Origin of the sequence: Bradyrhizobium sp. AZCC 2176 (assembly GCF_036924645.1) — a bacterium.
Taxonomy (GTDB): domain Bacteria; phylum Pseudomonadota; class Alphaproteobacteria; order Rhizobiales; family Xanthobacteraceae; genus Bradyrhizobium.
On the sequence record NZ_JAZHRX010000001.1, the window covers coordinates 1360444 to 1375711 of the forward strand.

Genomic DNA, 15268 nt, shown 5'->3' on the forward strand with positions numbered 1-15268 from the left:
CCACTCCCCGCGGTCCTTCAATTGCCGGAACTTTGAGGCACATTAAGGGATCAACTGCGACGGATCGGTGGCAATTCAGCAGTTCCCGTGCAGGCCGAGGCGATGCCGGCCTGGATCGGGCGGAAAATCCAGGTTTCGTTTCCGGGAAGTTAATGCAAGCTCCCCGCCGCCCTGCGCCCCCGGGGCCCTGGCCCCGAGGACGGACAGTCAGGGCTTCAGTTCGACTTCCAGGAACACGATCTCACTCGTCGTCTCGTTGAGCACGTCATGCTGGACGCCGGCTTTCCGGAAATAGGATTTGCCGGCCCCGAGCTGCGCCTTGGTGCGTTCGCCGTTCGGCGCGACGATGGTCATCTCGCCCGAGGTCACCGGCACGATCACGTAATCCATCTCGTGGGTATGATGGCCGGTAGCGCTGCCCGGCGCCAGCCGCCACTCGGTGACGCGGACTTCCGATGTATCGACCTGAACGTCGGATTTGGCGGCAAGCATCTCATTCTTCTCCGATTACGGCACGAACACCATAAACACGAACACGGCAAACACCACCATGTGCACCAGCCCGAACAGGATGTTGGTGCGCCCGGTGCCGAAGGTGAGCATGCTCAGGACGAACGTGAGCAGCAGCAGTACCATGCCCTGACCGTTGAGCCCGAGCACGAGTTCCTTGTCGAGCGCATAGGTCGCCACGCCGACCGCGGGAATAGTCAACCCGATGGTTGCCAGCGACGATCCGAGCGCGAGATTGATGCTCTTCTGCAGATCGTTGTTGCGCGCGGCTGCAATGGCGGTGACCCCCTCCGGGAGCAGGATGAGGAGCGCGACCAGCACGCCCGCGAACGCCGGTGGGGCGCCGATCATCGCGGTTACGACATCGACCACCAGCGAAAATTTCTTCGCCAGAAGCACCACGGCAAGCAGGGAGATAAGCAGCAGCGCGACGCTGAGCGCCAGCATCCGGTTCGACAGGGATGAGGCTTCGGTGGCAGCGCCGGCCCCTCCCTTGATGAAATAATCACTATGCCGGATCGTCTGGGTATAAAGGAACACGCCGTAGAGCATGAGCGTGACCAGGTCCACAAAGCCAAGCTGCGCCGCCGAATAGATCGGCCCCGGCGCCGTCAGCGTATAATTGGGCATGATCAGCGTAATGGTCGCCAGCACGAACAGCACGCTGAGATAAAGGTTGGCGCCGGAAACCTGGAAATCCTGCTCGCGGTAGCGCAAGCCCCCGATGAAGATACACAGGCCGACGAGGCCATTGCACACGATCATCACCACCGCAAACACGGTGTCGCGCGCTAGCGCAGGCTGCGGCTTTTCGCCGAGCATGATGGTGGCGATCAGCGCGACCTCGATGATGGTGACCGCAAGCGTCAGCAGCAGCGTGCCGTAGGGCTCGCCGATCCGCTCGGCAATCACCTCGGCATGATGCACGGCTGCGAACACGGTGCCGAACAGGATCGCCAGCAGCGTGGCCGCGAACAAAAACCCGCCAACTGACGGCGTAAAGGTGAGCCCAAGGCCGGTGGCCGCAGCAAACAGCAGCATCGCCAGCGCCGGGAATATCCAGGCCGATTTCGGCATTGGTCCGTGTGCGCTCATGCGGTCAACTCCCCAGCGGGTCGTGGACACAAGATGCGTCCATGAGGGCAACCATCACCCCTTTGCAAGGTTGATGAAATTTCGCGCGATTTCAATCGCGCCGAAATTGTCCAGATCGTTATGACCGCCCCGGGCAAGACGGACAAACCGTTTCGGCTCGTTCGCCAGCGCAAACAACCGTTCCCCGAACCTAACCGGTATCGTTGGATCGAGCGCGCCATGCATCACGAGCAGCGGGACCTTGACCCTCGCGATCTGCGCGTCGGAGCGGAATTGATCCCGCATCAATAGACGCACCGGCGCGAACCAGAACGCCGATGCGGCGATATCGGTGATCGACGTATAGGGAGCTTCCAGGATCAGCCTCCCGATCCGCTGCTCCGCTGCAAGCGCCACCGCAACGCCGGTGCCGAGCGAAAAGCCCCAGAAGACAATGTCGTCCACGCGATAGCGTGCGGTCGTGAAGGCATAGGCCGCCGCGGCGTCCTGCAACAATCCGTACTCGCTCGGCTGCCCGGTGGAGCCCGCATAGCCGCGATAGGACAATGCGATGACCCCGGTCCCGTCGGCGATGATGCTGCGAAAGCGACCGAAGAAGCCGGCGAGATAATCGCCATTGCCATGGAAATAGAGCACTACCGGACGGCCTTTCCTGGCCGGAACGTGCCAGACGATGACCTTTTCGCCGTCAGCCGTGGTCAGGATATGTTCTTCGGCTTCCGGAAAGCCCGCCGCCGGCGGCGCCGTGCGCGCATTCGTCGGGGCCGGAAACAGAACGGCGCGCTGCGCGAAGAACAGTGCGAGCAGTGCGCAGACATAACCAGCTGAAACGACGATCAGCAGCCATTTCAGACCTGTCATGGATTCCTGCGTCGTGGATTACATCCCCTTGACGATGTTCTCGGTGACCTTCTTGGCGTCGCCGAGCAGCATCATGGTGTTGTCGCGATAGAACAGCGGATTGTCGATGCCGGCATAGCCCGAGGCCAGCGAGCGCTTGATGAACATCACGGTGCCGGCCTTCCAGACCTGCAGCACCGGCATGCCGTAGATCGGCGAGGTCTTGTCTTCTTCCGCGGCCGGGTTGGTCACGTCGTTGGCGCCGATCACAAACGCAATGTCGGCCTGCGCGAATTCGGAGTTGATGTCCTCGAGCTCGAAAACTTCGTCATAGGGCACGTTGGCTTCCGCCAGCAGCACGTTCATGTGGCCGGGCATGCGTCCCGCGACCGGGTGAATCGCATACTTCACCTCGACGCCTTCCTTTTTCAAGATGTCGCCCATTTCACGCAGCGCGTGCTGGGCCTGCGCCACCGCCATGCCGTAGCCGGGCACGATGATGACCTTGGAGGCGTTCTTCATGATGAAGGCGGCGTCGTCGGCCGAGCCGAGTTTTGCCGGCTTCTGTTCGCCGCTGCCGCCGCCTGTGGCCGCCGTCTCGCCGCCGAAGCCGCCGAGGATGACCGAGATGAACGAGCGGTTCATCGCGTGGCACATGATGTAGGACAGGATCGCGCCCGACGAGCCGACCAGCGCGCCGGTGATGATCAGCGCGGAGTTGCCGAGCGTGAAGCCGATGCCGGCCGCAGCCCACCCGGAATAGGAGTTCAGCATCGAGATCACGACCGGCATGTCGGCGCCGCCGATCGGGATGATCATGAGCACGCCGAGCACCAGCGCGATGATCGTGATCAGCCAGAAGTCGAGCGCGCTGCCGGACCGGACCAGACCGAAAATGAAGAACACCAGCGCAAGCGCGAGCGCGATGTTGATGATGTGGCGGCCGGGCAGGATGATCGGCGCGCCGCTCATGCGCGCGGAAAGCTTCAAGAACGCGATCACCGAACCGGTGAAGGTCAACGCACCGATGGCGACGCCGAGCGACATCTCGACCAGGCTGGAAGCGTGAATGGCGCCGGGCTTGCCGATGTCGAAGGCTTCGGGCGCGTAGAACGCGCCGGCGGCGACCAGCACCGCGGCCATGCCGACAAGCGAGTGGAACGCCGCGACCAGTTCCGGCATCGACGTCATCGGCACGCGCCGCGCGATGACAGCCCCGACGCCGCCGCCGATGGCGATACCGAGGACGACCAGCACCCAGGCAACACCGTCCGCCGGCGGATGGCTCGCCAGCGTGGTGGCGACCGCGATCGCCATGCCGATCATGCCGAACAGATTACCCTGGCGTGACGATGCCGGGCTCGACAGTCCGCGCAGCGACAGGATGAACAGCACACCCGCCACGAGATACAGAACTGCTGCCAGATTGGCGTTCATCTCAGGTCCCCATTGTCTTCGTCACCGCGAGGTGCACGCCGAAATTTTACGCCGAAATTCTACTTGGCCTTTTTCTTGTACATCGCCAGCATGCGCTGGGTGACAAGGAAGCCGCCGAAAATGTTCACGCAGGCGAAGATCAGCGCGATAAAGCCGAAGCCCCGCGCCCAGCCCGAACCGCTCGAGATCATGCCGACGCCGACCGCGAGCAGCGCGCCGACCACGATCACCGAGGAGATCGCGTTGGTCACCGACATCAGCGGCGTATGCAGCGCAGGGGTCACCGACCACACCACGAAGTAGCCGACGAAGACGGCGAGAACGAAAATCGACAGCCGGAATACGAAGGGATCGACGGCTTGGGCGATGTGCTCCATGACTTCTCTCCTTAGGCTTTCGGCTGGAAGTTCGGATGGACGACGGCGCCGTCTTTCGTCAGCGCGGTGGCTTTCACCAGTTCGTCATCCCAATCGACCGCGAGCGCCTTGTTCGCCTTGTCCACCATGGTCTCGACGAACGAGAACAGGTTGCGGGCATAGAGGCTGGAGGCCGATTGCGCGACGCGGCCGGCCACGTTCGTATAGCCGACGATCTTGATGCCATCGATATCGACGACTTCGCCGGCCTTGGCGCCCTCGACATTGCCGCCGCGCTCGACGGCGAGATCCACCAGCACCGAACCCGGCTTCATCGATTTCACCATCTCGGCGCTGACGAGCTTCGGCGCCGGCCGGCCCGGGATCAGGGCCGTGGTGATGACGATGTCCTGCTTCTTGACGTGCTCGGCGGTGAGGGCCGCCTGCTTGGCCTGATACTCTTTCGACATTTCCTTGGCATAACCGCCGGCGGTCTGGGCGTTCTTGAATTCCTCGTCCTCGACCGCGAGGAATTTTGCACCGAGCGATTCGACCTGCTCTTTCGTGGCCGGGCGCACGTCGGTGGCGGTGACCACGGCCCCTAGCCGGCGCGCGGTCGCGATCGCCTGCAGGCCAGCGACGCCGACGCCCATCACGAACACTTTCGCGGCCGGAATAGTGCCGGCCGCGGTCATCATCATCGGGAACGCGCGGCCGAACGATTCGGCGGCCTCGATCACCGCGCGGTAGCCGGCGAGGTTTGCCTGTGAGGACAGCACGTCCATCACCTGCGCGCGCGTAATGCGCGGCATCAATTCCATCGCAAATGCCGAGACACCGGCATCCGCGATCGTCTTCAGCGCCGCTTCATTGCCGTAAGGATCCATGATCGCGATGACCAGCGCACCGCGCTTGTACTGCGCAAGCTCGCTCGCTTCAGGCCGCTTCACCTTGATGATGATGTCGGCGTCCTTCAGCGCGTCCGCGCTGACCGTGGCGCCGACGGCGGTGAATTCGGAATCCGGCAGGCCCGACTTGATGCCTGCACCCGGCTCGATCGCGACTTCGGCGCCGATCGCCTTGAATTTCTTCACAGTGTCCGGGGACGCGGCAACCCGCGGCTCGGACGGATCGATTTCCTTGGCAACGGCAATCTTCATGAGGCCTCCCGGCGCGGCAGGCGCGCGCGCAAGCAAACTAGCGTCTTTTTCGCTTAGTTGGATACCGGTTTCGCAACCGGCATGCGTGCAATTATTCTGGCCACCGCCGGGGTGGCGGTGCAGGCAGCAATGCGTCAGGTCAGGAAGTAGCCCATCAGGGCGACAATGATCACAACGGCAGCCGTGCCGTATTTGACCAGCATGATGAACCCTTCATAGGTCTGCTCATGGGCCTCGTAGTCGTTGCCGTCAGCGGTCGTGTAGGCCACTTCGTTATGGTCTGCCATCGGTTATCCCCAGTCAAAATCCGCGTTTCTCGCGTGCAATTACCGCAAAGCGTCTGGGAGGGCAACGGCCCCTTGCCGATCGGGTCATTCGGAAGGCCAATTGTCCCGGATCCAGCGGGTCAGGCTTTCCTCGCCGACCTCGCCCGCAGCGAGGGAGAGGATGATGGCAGCCGCTTCCGCTTCGGGCACAATGAAGTCGATGCCGTTGACGCCCAGAAATGTGTAGAGCGCCAGCAACGACGTTCGCTTGTTTCCGTCAATGAACGGATGATTGCGCGCTATGCCGAACGCATATGCTGCGGCCAACTCGGCCAGTTCAGCCTTCTCGTAAGCCCACCTGTTTTTCGGTCGATCGAGTGCAGATTCAAGCATGCGCTCGTCGCGCAATCCACTTGCACCGCCGTGGATCGTGAGTTGCTCGTCGTGAATTGCAACAATCATCTGGCGGGTGAGCCAGAACGGCTCGATCATTTGGCAAGCTCAGCCAACGCGTTGTGATAGCGCTTCATGCCGCGCCGGGCGACTTCCATCGCCTTCTCGAAATCCGGGTCATGGGGGGTTAGCCGAAAACCGCCATCGGGCGTGAGAGTCGCATAGAGCTTGTCGCCGACGCTGACATGCATCCGAGCAAGCACATCCTTCGGCAGGATGATCCCTGAGGAATTACCAATCTTTTTGATTTCGACGGTTCCGATCACCTGGCCGCAGGGATCGGGCGTATCTTTCGATTGCTCGTTCATGGCGCAGCTCCGTTATACAAAACGTATAACACCGCCCCTCGTTCCGTTCAACAAATGTTTTACATCCCCACTTTTTTGGTCGGCTCTGTTTCGGCCGTCCGCCTCAGGACCCGCCCTCGGCCGAAAGCTGGGCCCCGCCCCTAAGCAAGCACGAAGTCGAAACGCCCGGCCAGCCATCCCGCGTTCTTGGCCGTGCGAATCTGCAAGTCCTTGCGGAAAAGCCCGTCGGCGCGGTTTTGCGATTCGCCGGGGAAATAGAGCTGGGTCGTCAACACACGGCCGCCGCGCGGCTGCACCTTCACATGGATGTGGCGCGTACGGCCAACGTAAATGCCGGGCACGATGCTGCGCAATCGATAGCGGCCTTCCGCATCGGAGAATTGATGGCCGCGCAGGCGGAAACCGGAATTGTCGTAGCGGCCCTTGTCATCCGCCTGCCAGAAATCCAGCAAGGCGCCGGCCAGCGGTTTGCAGGCGCGGGTGAGCACGAAGCCGACCAGTTCGATCGGCTGCCCTGCCATGCCCTCTTCGAACAGCTCGGTTCGCTCAGGCGACGACGGCTTGAAGTATGGCCCTTCGGTTTGCGGGACGGTGGCGTCGTCGCCGTCGTGGCATGCGGGCGTCGGGGCAAGCGGAGCCTGAGCTACGCTGCCATCGACCATGAGCAGCGAACCGGCTGCGAAGATTCCCGCTCCAAGTACAACGCGCCGCGTCGGGGTGTCGATCATGGGACCCTCCCCTCCTGTCGTCACCGTCATCATGAAGGGCAACGGCGGCTGAAATTATGTCCGCGCCCATCACAAGTCCGTTTCGTGGCCGCGGGCGCGCCCGTCAGCCCATCTCTTCCAACTCGTCGATCATGCCCGCGATGACGGACAGCCCGCCGTCCCAGAATTTGGGATCCTTGGCATCGAGCCCGAACGGCCTCAGCAGTTCGGAATAATGCTTGGTGCCTCCCGCCGCCAGCATGGCGAGATAGCGCTCGGCAAAGCCTTCGGAGGCATTCTCGTAGACTGCATACAGCGAGTTCACCAGGCAATCGCCGAACGCATAGGCGTAAACGTAGAACGGCGAATGGATGAAGTGCGGAATGTACATCCAGAAATTCTCGTAGCCGGGGCGGATGTCGATGGCCGGCCCGAGGCTCTCGCCCTGCACGCTGAGCCAGATCTGGCCGATACGCTCCGCAGTCAATTCACCGTTCTTGCGCTCGGTATGAATCGCGCGCTCGAACGAATAGAACGCGACCTGCCGCACCACGGTGTTGATCATGTCCTCGACCTTGCCGGCGAGCAGCGCCTGGCGCTGCTTGGCGTTTTTGGTCTGCGACAATAGCCGCTTGAAGGTCAGCATTTCGCCGAACACGCTTGCCGTCTCGGCTAGCGTCAGCGGCGTCGGCGCCATCAGCGCTCCGTTTTTGGCCGCCAGCACCTGGTGCACGCCATGGCCGAGCTCATGCGCCAGCGTCATCACGTCGCGGGGCTTGCCCTGGTAGTTCATCAGCACATAGGGATGCGCCGACGGCGTGGTCGGGTGCGAGAACGCGCCCGGCGCCTTGCCGGGCCGCACCGGCGCATCGATCCAGCGGTCGGTGAAGAAACGTTCCGCAATCGCAGCCATCTCGGTCGAGAAGCCGCGATACGCCGTCAGCACCATCTTCTGCGCCTCGGGCCAGGCGATCGTGCCGGTCGCCGCAAACGGCAGCGGCGCGTTGCGGTCCCAATGCGCGAGCTTCTTCTTTTTGAACCAGCCGGCCTTCAGATTGTAGTAGCGGTGCGACAGCCGCGGATAGGCTGCGCGAACCGAGCCGACCAGGGCATCGACGACTTCGCGCTCGACGCGGTTGTTCAGGTGGCGCGAATCCGCGACATCCTGGAAACCGCGCCAGCGATCGGAAATCTCCTTGTCCTTGGCGAGCGTGTTGGTGATCAGCGCAAAGGTCCGCTCATTGTCCTTGAAGGTCTTTGCCAGCGCTTGGCCTGCGGCCTTGCGTTTTTCCGGCGCGCGGTCCTGCAGCAGGTTGAGCGCAGGCTCGATCGCCAATTCCTTTCCGCTCACCCTGAAGCGCAGGCCGGAGATGGTCTGGTCGAACAGCCGGTTCCAGGCGGCATAGCCGCTCTGGGATTTCTCGTGAAACAACTGCTCGACGCGGTCTTCGAGCTGATACGGCTTGTCCTTGCGCAGATCCTCGATCCATGGCCGGTAGTGGGCGAGCTCGGGCGCCTGCATCGCGCGCTCGATCACGGCATCGTCGATGCGATTGAGTTCGAGCGCGAAGAACAGCAAATGCAGCGAGGCCGCCGTCAGCCGCTCGGAAACGTCGCCGTAGAATTTGGAGATCACGGGATCGACGCTGTCGCCGGCATGAACGAGGCCGGCATAGGAGCCGAGCCGGCCCGCGAGATCGTCGATCGCCTCGTAGCGCCTGACCGCCTCGGCGAGCCAACGGCCGCCATCGTCGCGCGTAACGCCTTCCGCCAACTTGGCCTTGTAATCCGTTTCAAAGGCTATGCAGTCGGCATCCATCTTTTGCAGATCGCGCGCGATTTCGGGCACATCGATGCCGGAATAGAGATCGGTGAGGTTCCATTCCGGCAGTTTGCCGGTTTTGGATTTGGTGGCCGCCTTGCTGCCCGCGGCTGATTTGCGGGACGTCTTGCCGGTTCGGGAAGTCGCAGATTTCACGCTCATGATACTTTCAAAATTGGGAGGTGATCAGGAAATGGGCTTGGGGAATCAGGCGAACGCCGCAAGCTGCGGTACAAACTGGACGAACAGCTCTTCGCCTTCACCCAGCAGCGGCTCGACCTTTTCATGCACCGTATTGCGGATCGCACACCACATCGTGATCACCCGTACCATGACCCACGACGTCGACGGAACCGCGGCCTTGGCATGCAACGCTACGAGTTCGAGGTTCCAATGCTCGAACAGCAGCCGGCCCAACCCGTCTTCCAGGACGTAACGCCCGCCGATCCGGGATACGCACAACTCGCAAGCCTGATCCGGCAGCGGACCCAGCAGATAGAATTGGGCGTCGCCCTTCTCTGTCATGCCGGTTTCCCATTCACGTCCCGTCCTCGGTGCCATCGCTGCGCCCAGCACCGCGACAAGGGTGTTGAGCTCCTTTTCGCTCCATTCGCCGCTGTTTTGTTTGCGCTCGAACGCAACAACACTCATTTGCTTTCCGCTCCGAACAGCAGCCGGTGCAGTTCCGGCTCGTAGTACATTAACAGATGCCTAGCGAAGGCGGCCTGTTCAAGGCCCAACTCGCGGGCCCAAGCGCCCATAATTTCGATTGGGACACGGCTGAACCCGTTCTCGACCTGCGAGATGAACGTGTAATATTTCAGGCCGAGGCGCACCGCGAGATCAGCCTGCGACAATTCGGCATCCGCCCTTCGCTGTTTCAGCCAATCCCCAGCCAGTTTGCGCAATTGCTTGGCGTCCGGCGTGCCTTTGGCCTGCGCCCGTTCAGCGAAAACGTCTTGATGTTTTACTCGTTTCATGATTACTAAACTATCCAGAATGAATTGACTGGTAGGTAATGTTCCCTACCACAATTCAGGCGCGCGAATAAGAATCCGATGGCTTTCTTGGACCGCAGTCACATTTTCCGAACCGCCGACCGGGCTTCCCCGGCGCATGGCAAGGAGTTGATGGCCGGCATCCTTCTCGCCGTGCTGCTTGCGACCCTCGCGATCCGTAATCTGGTGCCGGCAGACGCACTGGCGCCCGCCATCGTTACACTGCTGTTTGCGACTGGCGCGGCGACTGCCGGAGCGGCGTGGCTTTGTCAGGCCGGCAGATTCCGCATCGCCTGGCTCGACCTCGCCGGAAGCCTGACTTTCATCGGCATCGTCATCTCGGTTTTGATCGAGCCCGATCAGCTCGTCAGGCTGTGCGGCGTTTCGGATCAATCTGAATAAGGAATCCTCTTCGGCGCAGTTTTGACTGCGTCTTCAACCATGTGCGTCCAAGCCCGGGCCCCTCTGGCGGTTCAAGTGAACCGCGATGTCGGATTGGACCTTGAACGGAGTGGCCCGCATGCTGGAATTCTTCTCCTCACAATCCCTGACAGCGCTTTTCCAGGTCGTGATGATCGACCTGGTGCTCGCCGGCGACAATGCGATCGTTATCGGCCTTGCAGCCGCCGGGCTACCCGAGGAGCAGCGCAGGAAGGCCATTCTGGTCGGCATATTGGCCGCCACGGCGCTGCGGATCGGCTTCGCCAGCATCACGGTCCAACTGCTGCAGATCATCGGGCTGCTGCTTGCCGGCGGCATTCTCCTGCTTTGGGTGTGCTGGAAGATGTGGCGCGAGTTGCGGTCACATAAGCATCAGCAGCCGACATTCCAGAATCTGTCGGCCGCAAGGACGATGGACGCCGCCGTCGCGCCCGCTCATCAGAAGACGCTTGGCCAGGCCGTCTGGCAGATCACCCTCGCCGACGTATCGATGTCGCTCGACAATGTACTGGCGGTCGCAGGGGCCGCGCGGGAGCATCCGATTATTCTGATATTCGGCCTTGGGCTTTCCATTGCGCTGATGGGTTTCGCCGCGAACTTCATCGCGCGCGTCCTGGAGAAACATCGCTGGGTCGCCTATGTCGGCCTGCTGATCATCCTCTATGTGGCATTCGACATGTGTTACCGCGGCGCGATGGAGGTGTGGCAGGACGTCAATGTTTAGCCGAGATGTCAACGTTTAAGAGAGCGTTAATCGGCATCGGCGAAAGTGCCCCGATTCGATACAATCCAGTAGCGTGCGGGGAGAGCCATGGCTGCCACCATTTTGATTGCCGACGATGACGCTGTGCAGCGCCGTTTGGTTGAAAACATGGTGCAGAAGTGCGGCTATGAGCCCCTTGTCGTCGACAGCGGCGATGCAGCCGTGGCGCTACTGACTGCCCCGGATGCGCAGGCGATCGACGCGGTGGTGCTCGACCTCGTGATGCCCGGCCTCGACGGACTTGGCGTGCTTTCAAAAATGCGTGAAGCCGGCCTGAGCATCCCGGTCATCGTGCAGACCGCCCATGGCGGCATCGACAATGTGGTTTCAGCAATGCGCGCCGGCGCGCAGGATTTCGTGGTCAAGCCGGCGAGCTTCGAACGGCTGCAGGTGTCGCTGCGCAACGCGCTCAACACGAGCGCGCTCAAGGGCGAACTACAGCGCATCCGCCATAGCCGCGAGGGACGGCTGACCTTTGCCGACATCATCACCCGCAGCGAAGCCATGGCGGCCGTGCTGCGCACCGCGCAGAAGGCGGCCACCTCGAGCATTCCGGTGCTGATCGAGGGCGAGTCCGGCGTCGGCAAGGAATTGTTCGCCCGCGCCATCCACGGCTCCAGCGAGCGCAAATCGAAACCGTTCGTCGCGGTCAATTGCGGCGCCATCCCCGACAATCTCGTGGAATCGATCCTGTTCGGTCACGAGAAGGGCGCCTTCACCGGCGCCACCGAACGTCACATGGGCAAGTTCGTCGAGGCTTCCGGCGGCACGCTGTTTCTCGACGAGGTCGGCGAGTTGCCGCTGGCTGCGCAGGTAAAGCTGCTGCGCGCGCTGCAGGAGGGCACTGTCGAAGCGGTCGGCGGCCGCAAGCCGGTGAAGGTCGACGTCCGCATCATTTCCGCGACCAACCGCAAGCTGCTCGACCTCGTGAAGAACGGCGCGTTCCGCGAAGATCTGTTCTACCGGCTGCACGTGCTGCCGCTGACGATCCCGCCGCTGCGGATGCGGCGCGAGGACATTCCGCATCTGTTGCGGCATTTTCTGGCGCGCTTTGCCGCGGAGGAAAACCGCACCATCACCGGCATCAGCGGAGAGGCCGTGGCCCATCTCGCGCAGCTCGATTGGCCCGGCAACATCCGCCAACTCGAGAACACGGTCTATCGCGCCGTCGTCATGAGCGAGACCGACCTGCTCGGCCTGCCTGATTTCCCGCAGGTCCTCGGCCACCCCGCAACCGACGGCCAGCTCACACACAGCGAACCGTTGGTCGTCGCGCCGTCGACCGCACCCGCCATGGTTTCGGGTAGTGATATACCGATTGCCCCGCTCGCCAACGCCGGCAGCCTCGCGATGCTGACCGCCACCGGCGAGGTGCGGCCGCTCGAAGACATGGAAAACGAGATCATCCGTTTTGCGATCTCGCACTATCGCGGCCAGATGTCGGAAGTCGCGCGCCGCCTCAAGATCGGCCGCTCCACGCTCTACCGCAAGCTCGATGAAGCTGCCGCCGACGACCCGGCCGACGGCGGCGCGCAGGATGCGAATTGAGGCGCGAATTGAGCGACAGCCAGTGGGCGATTATGGCGTCCACATGGCAAAGATCGTGGCAAACCAACGACATCGATCGTTCGGAAGCTTTTGAACCGTGGCTTGGCGGTGACAGACAAATGATGGGTGGCGTGGCAAAAACGCGCGACCCGAATGCAAACGGGTTGTTTGAGGTCAGTTTGTCGTGAGTTGTCCCGCATGGCGCTGGCTGCATGAAAGGGGCACATGTATCGTCTGCGTTTGAATCATGGCGTGCAGGCGTACGACTGAGAAACCGATCGAGCCGGCGCTTCCCGCGCAAGCCGTGACGAACGATACCTAACGACTGCTCCATGCCGGGGCAGTTCGCCCAAGGGGGTGTGACGATGCGTGACTGTTCGACGAATCGTGCAGGATTTGACCGCGTGCTGATGGCCGTCGCGGCAACCTTCCTCACGGTATCAGCGACCTCAGCACTGGCGGCTCAGTCAACCACGCCGCGTGCCAGCGCCGCCGAGCTCGCGATCGACGCAGCAGTTCCCCGGCCCGAACCGGCCAACGTTCCGCCTCCGACCATCGGCGACTTCAAGATGGACACCACCGCCACGGTGCCTGACGCAGCAACGACGGCCACGAAGCCGAACGAGGCCGACACGACCGTAAAGGCAGTCGAGCCCAAAACCGACGCCAAGCCGGCCGAAACCGTCACCGCACCTGCGGCCAACGACGCCGGAACCGCCACGCCTCCGACTGCGACCGCCACGGCGCCGGCCGCCGAACCCGCCAAGGAGCCGGTGAAGGCGAGCACCGTCGCACCGGCCGACCAGCCGGTCGCCGACCGCCTGCGCGACATGCTCGGCGCCAGGTCGCTGCGCTATTTCGACCGCAAGAACGAACGCGCCGCCGTCGAGAAGTTCTACTCGGCGCGCGACTTTGCGCCGCAATGGACGCAAGCCGGCAAATTGACCGACAGCGGCAAGGGCGTGATCGCCCGTTTGAAGGATGCCGCCGCCGAGGGCCTCAATCCGGCCGACTATCCGTTGCCGGAGTTTGCGGCCGCCACTTCGCCGGACCAACTCGCCGAAGCCGAACTGAAACTGACCGCGAGCATGCTCGACTATGCGCGACAGGCCCAGAGCGGCCGGATGCACTGGTCGCAGGTTTCCGCCGACATCCAGTATCCCGAGCACCCGACCGATCCGGCGGAAGTGCTCGCCAACATCTCGACCGCCAAGGACGCTTCCGCAGCGCTGGACGGCTACAACCCGCCGCACAAGCTCTACAAGGAATTGAAGGCCAAGCTCGCCGAACTGCGCGGCCTGGGCGACGGTCCAATGATCCACATCGCCGAGGGGCCGGCGCTCGCGTTCAAGGCCGCCTCCAAGAAGCAGGGCGAAGTCGCGCCGGAAGATTCGCGCGTGCCGCAACTGCGCGCCAAACTCGGCATCGAGAACCCCGACGACCAGCGCTACGACGCCAAGGTCGCCGCCGCCGTGCGCAAATTCCAGGAGAGCGTCGATCTCAAGCCGACCGGTGTGCTCGACGACCGCACCGTGAAGGCGATCAACAGCCCGAAGCGCGACCGGCAGATCGACACCGTCCTCGTCAATATGGAACGCTGGCGCTGGCTGCCGCGCCAGCTCGGCGCGGCCTCACTCGGCAATGCCTATGTCATTCTCAACGTCCCTGACTTCACGCTGAAGGTGATGCAGAACGGTGCGCCGGTCTGGACCACGCGGGTCGTGACCGGAAAGCCGGGCAAGCATGCGACGCCGATGCTGACGGAGACGATGAAGTTCATCACGGTCAACCCGACCTGGAACGTGCCGCCCTCGATCATCTACAACGAATATCTGCCGGCCCTGCAGCAGGACCCGACCGTGCTGCAACGCATGGGACTGAAGCTCGAGCGGGCCCGCGACGGCAGCATCCACATTTCGCAACCGCCGGGCGAGGCCAATGCGCTCGGCCGCATCCGCTTCAACTTCCCGAACAAGTTCCTGGTCTATCAGCACGACACGCCGGACAAGCACCTGTTCGCCAAGGAAGAACGCGCCTTCAGCCACGGCTGCATGCGGGTGCAGAATCCGGATCAATACGCCTCGACGCTGCTCAACATCGTGATGCCGAACGAGCGCTATTCGCCGGAAAAGATCCGCAGCATGTACGGCCGTAGCGAGATCGACCTGAAATTCCCGACGCCGATCCCGGTCAACATCACTTATCAGACCGCGTTCGTGGATGACGCCGGCAAGCTGCACATCCGCAAGGACATCTATGGCCGCGACGCTGCGATGATCGCGCTGCTCAAGAACGGCCGCAGCAAGGACCTGGAGGCCATGGTCGCCCATGCGCAACCGAACTATTCGCGCCCGAAGGACGGTTTGCCGGCCGGCGTCAGCTTTGCCAGCGACAACACCTACTCGTCTGGTCCGTCGTCGTTCTTTGAGCGTCTGTTCGGGGGGCCGTCGAACGTCACGCCGCCCGCCCCGGTTGGTCGCCGCCCGCAACAGCGGTTCACCCGGTAATCCTGCCCGAGTGGATTTCCGAACAAAATCAACGGCCTCGCCGCTCCGGCGAGTTCG

General features: G+C 62.5%; 18 protein-coding genes. 5 read left to right on the plus strand and 13 right to left on the minus strand.

Going from position 1 to position 15268, the window contains the following annotated elements:
• Window positions 1–207: 207 nt before the first annotated feature.
• The 13 genes from V1288_RS06090 to V1288_RS06150 all read right to left on the minus strand — a co-directional run bounded on the left by V1288_RS06090 (window position 208) and on the right by V1288_RS06150 (window position 9934).
• Window positions 208–492 carry a cupin domain-containing protein gene (locus V1288_RS06090; RefSeq protein WP_334356213.1) on the minus strand — a complete coding sequence of 95 codons (285 nt, stop codon included), beginning with the start codon at window positions 490–492 and terminating at the stop codon, window positions 208–210.
• A 15-nt stretch (window positions 493–507) separates the two neighbouring features.
• Window positions 508–1605, minus strand: a complete 1098-nt coding sequence (locus V1288_RS06095) for a calcium:proton antiporter (protein ID WP_334356214.1) — start codon at window positions 1603–1605, stop codon at window positions 508–510.
• A gap of 54 nt (window positions 1606–1659) precedes the next feature.
• Window positions 1660–2466, minus strand: coding sequence for an alpha/beta hydrolase (locus V1288_RS06100; protein WP_334356215.1), 807 nt, complete (start codon window positions 2464–2466; stop codon window positions 1660–1662).
• 18 nt (window positions 2467–2484) lie between these two features.
• Window positions 2485–3882: an NAD(P)(+) transhydrogenase (Re/Si-specific) subunit beta gene (locus tag V1288_RS06105; RefSeq protein ID WP_334356216.1), complete on the minus strand. Its 1398-nt coding sequence runs from the start codon at window positions 3880–3882 to the stop codon at window positions 2485–2487.
• Window positions 3883–3941: 59 nt separating this feature from the next.
• A complete protein-coding gene (locus tag V1288_RS06110) occupies window positions 3942–4259 on the minus strand; it encodes a proton-translocating transhydrogenase family protein (RefSeq protein WP_027579715.1) in 318 nt (105 codons plus the stop codon).
• Between the two features lie 11 nt (window positions 4260–4270).
• Window positions 4271–5398: a Re/Si-specific NAD(P)(+) transhydrogenase subunit alpha gene (locus V1288_RS06115; protein WP_334356217.1), complete on the minus strand. Its 1128-nt coding sequence runs from the start codon at window positions 5396–5398 to the stop codon at window positions 4271–4273.
• Between the two features lie 134 nt (window positions 5399–5532).
• The gene (locus V1288_RS06120; protein ID WP_334356218.1) at window positions 5533–5685 is read right to left on the minus strand and encodes an aa3-type cytochrome c oxidase subunit IV; all 153 of its coding nucleotides are present in this window, start codon (window positions 5683–5685) and stop codon (window positions 5533–5535) included.
• A gap of 84 nt (window positions 5686–5769) precedes the next feature.
• Window positions 5770–6156 carry a type II toxin-antitoxin system death-on-curing family toxin gene (locus V1288_RS06125; protein ID WP_334356219.1) on the minus strand — a complete coding sequence of 129 codons (387 nt, stop codon included), beginning with the start codon at window positions 6154–6156 and terminating at the stop codon, window positions 5770–5772.
• Window positions 6153–6425, minus strand: a complete 273-nt coding sequence (locus V1288_RS06130; RefSeq protein WP_334356220.1) for an AbrB/MazE/SpoVT family DNA-binding domain-containing protein — start codon at window positions 6423–6425, stop codon at window positions 6153–6155. The genes V1288_RS06125 and V1288_RS06130 overlap by 4 nt, the downstream gene beginning before the upstream one ends.
• Before the next feature lie 140 nt (window positions 6426–6565).
• A complete protein-coding gene (locus tag V1288_RS06135) occupies window positions 6566–7153 on the minus strand; it encodes a dioxygenase family protein (RefSeq protein ID WP_334356221.1) in 588 nt (195 codons plus the stop codon).
• A gap of 103 nt (window positions 7154–7256) precedes the next feature.
• Window positions 7257–9116, minus strand: coding sequence for a M3 family oligoendopeptidase (locus V1288_RS06140; protein ID WP_334356222.1), 1860 nt, complete (start codon window positions 9114–9116; stop codon window positions 7257–7259).
• A 45-nt stretch (window positions 9117–9161) separates the two neighbouring features.
• The gene (locus V1288_RS06145; protein ID WP_334356223.1) at window positions 9162–9605 is read right to left on the minus strand and encodes a hypothetical protein; all 444 of its coding nucleotides are present in this window, start codon (window positions 9603–9605) and stop codon (window positions 9162–9164) included.
• Window positions 9602–9934, minus strand: coding sequence for a helix-turn-helix domain-containing protein (locus V1288_RS06150; RefSeq protein WP_334356224.1), 333 nt, complete (start codon window positions 9932–9934; stop codon window positions 9602–9604). Before V1288_RS06150 ends, V1288_RS06145 begins: the two co-directional genes overlap by 4 nt.
• 78 nt (window positions 9935–10012) lie before the next feature.
• On the opposite strand from V1288_RS06150, the gene V1288_RS06155 reads away from it, so the two are divergent.
• From V1288_RS06155 to V1288_RS06175, 5 genes are all read left to right on the plus strand, one after another.
• A complete protein-coding gene (locus tag V1288_RS06155) occupies window positions 10013–10354 on the plus strand; it encodes a hypothetical protein (protein ID WP_334356225.1) in 342 nt (113 codons plus the stop codon).
• 118 nt (window positions 10355–10472) lie between these two features.
• On the plus strand, window positions 10473–11117 hold the full coding sequence (locus V1288_RS06160; protein WP_334356226.1) for a TerC family protein: 645 nt from the start codon (window positions 10473–10475) through the stop codon (window positions 11115–11117).
• 87 nt (window positions 11118–11204) lie between these two features.
• Complete coding sequence (locus V1288_RS06165) at window positions 11205–12704, plus strand: sigma-54-dependent transcriptional regulator (RefSeq protein ID WP_334356227.1); 1500 nt, start codon at window positions 11205–11207, stop codon at window positions 12702–12704.
• Between the two features lie 8 nt (window positions 12705–12712).
• Window positions 12713–12892 (plus strand): hypothetical protein, encoded by a 180-nt coding sequence (locus tag V1288_RS06170; RefSeq protein ID WP_334356228.1) that lies wholly within the window; start codon window positions 12713–12715, stop codon window positions 12890–12892.
• A gap of 177 nt (window positions 12893–13069) precedes the next feature.
• Window positions 13070–15211, plus strand: a complete 2142-nt coding sequence (locus tag V1288_RS06175; protein WP_334356229.1) for a L,D-transpeptidase family protein — start codon at window positions 13070–13072, stop codon at window positions 15209–15211.
• Window positions 15212–15268: the final 57 nt, after the last annotated feature.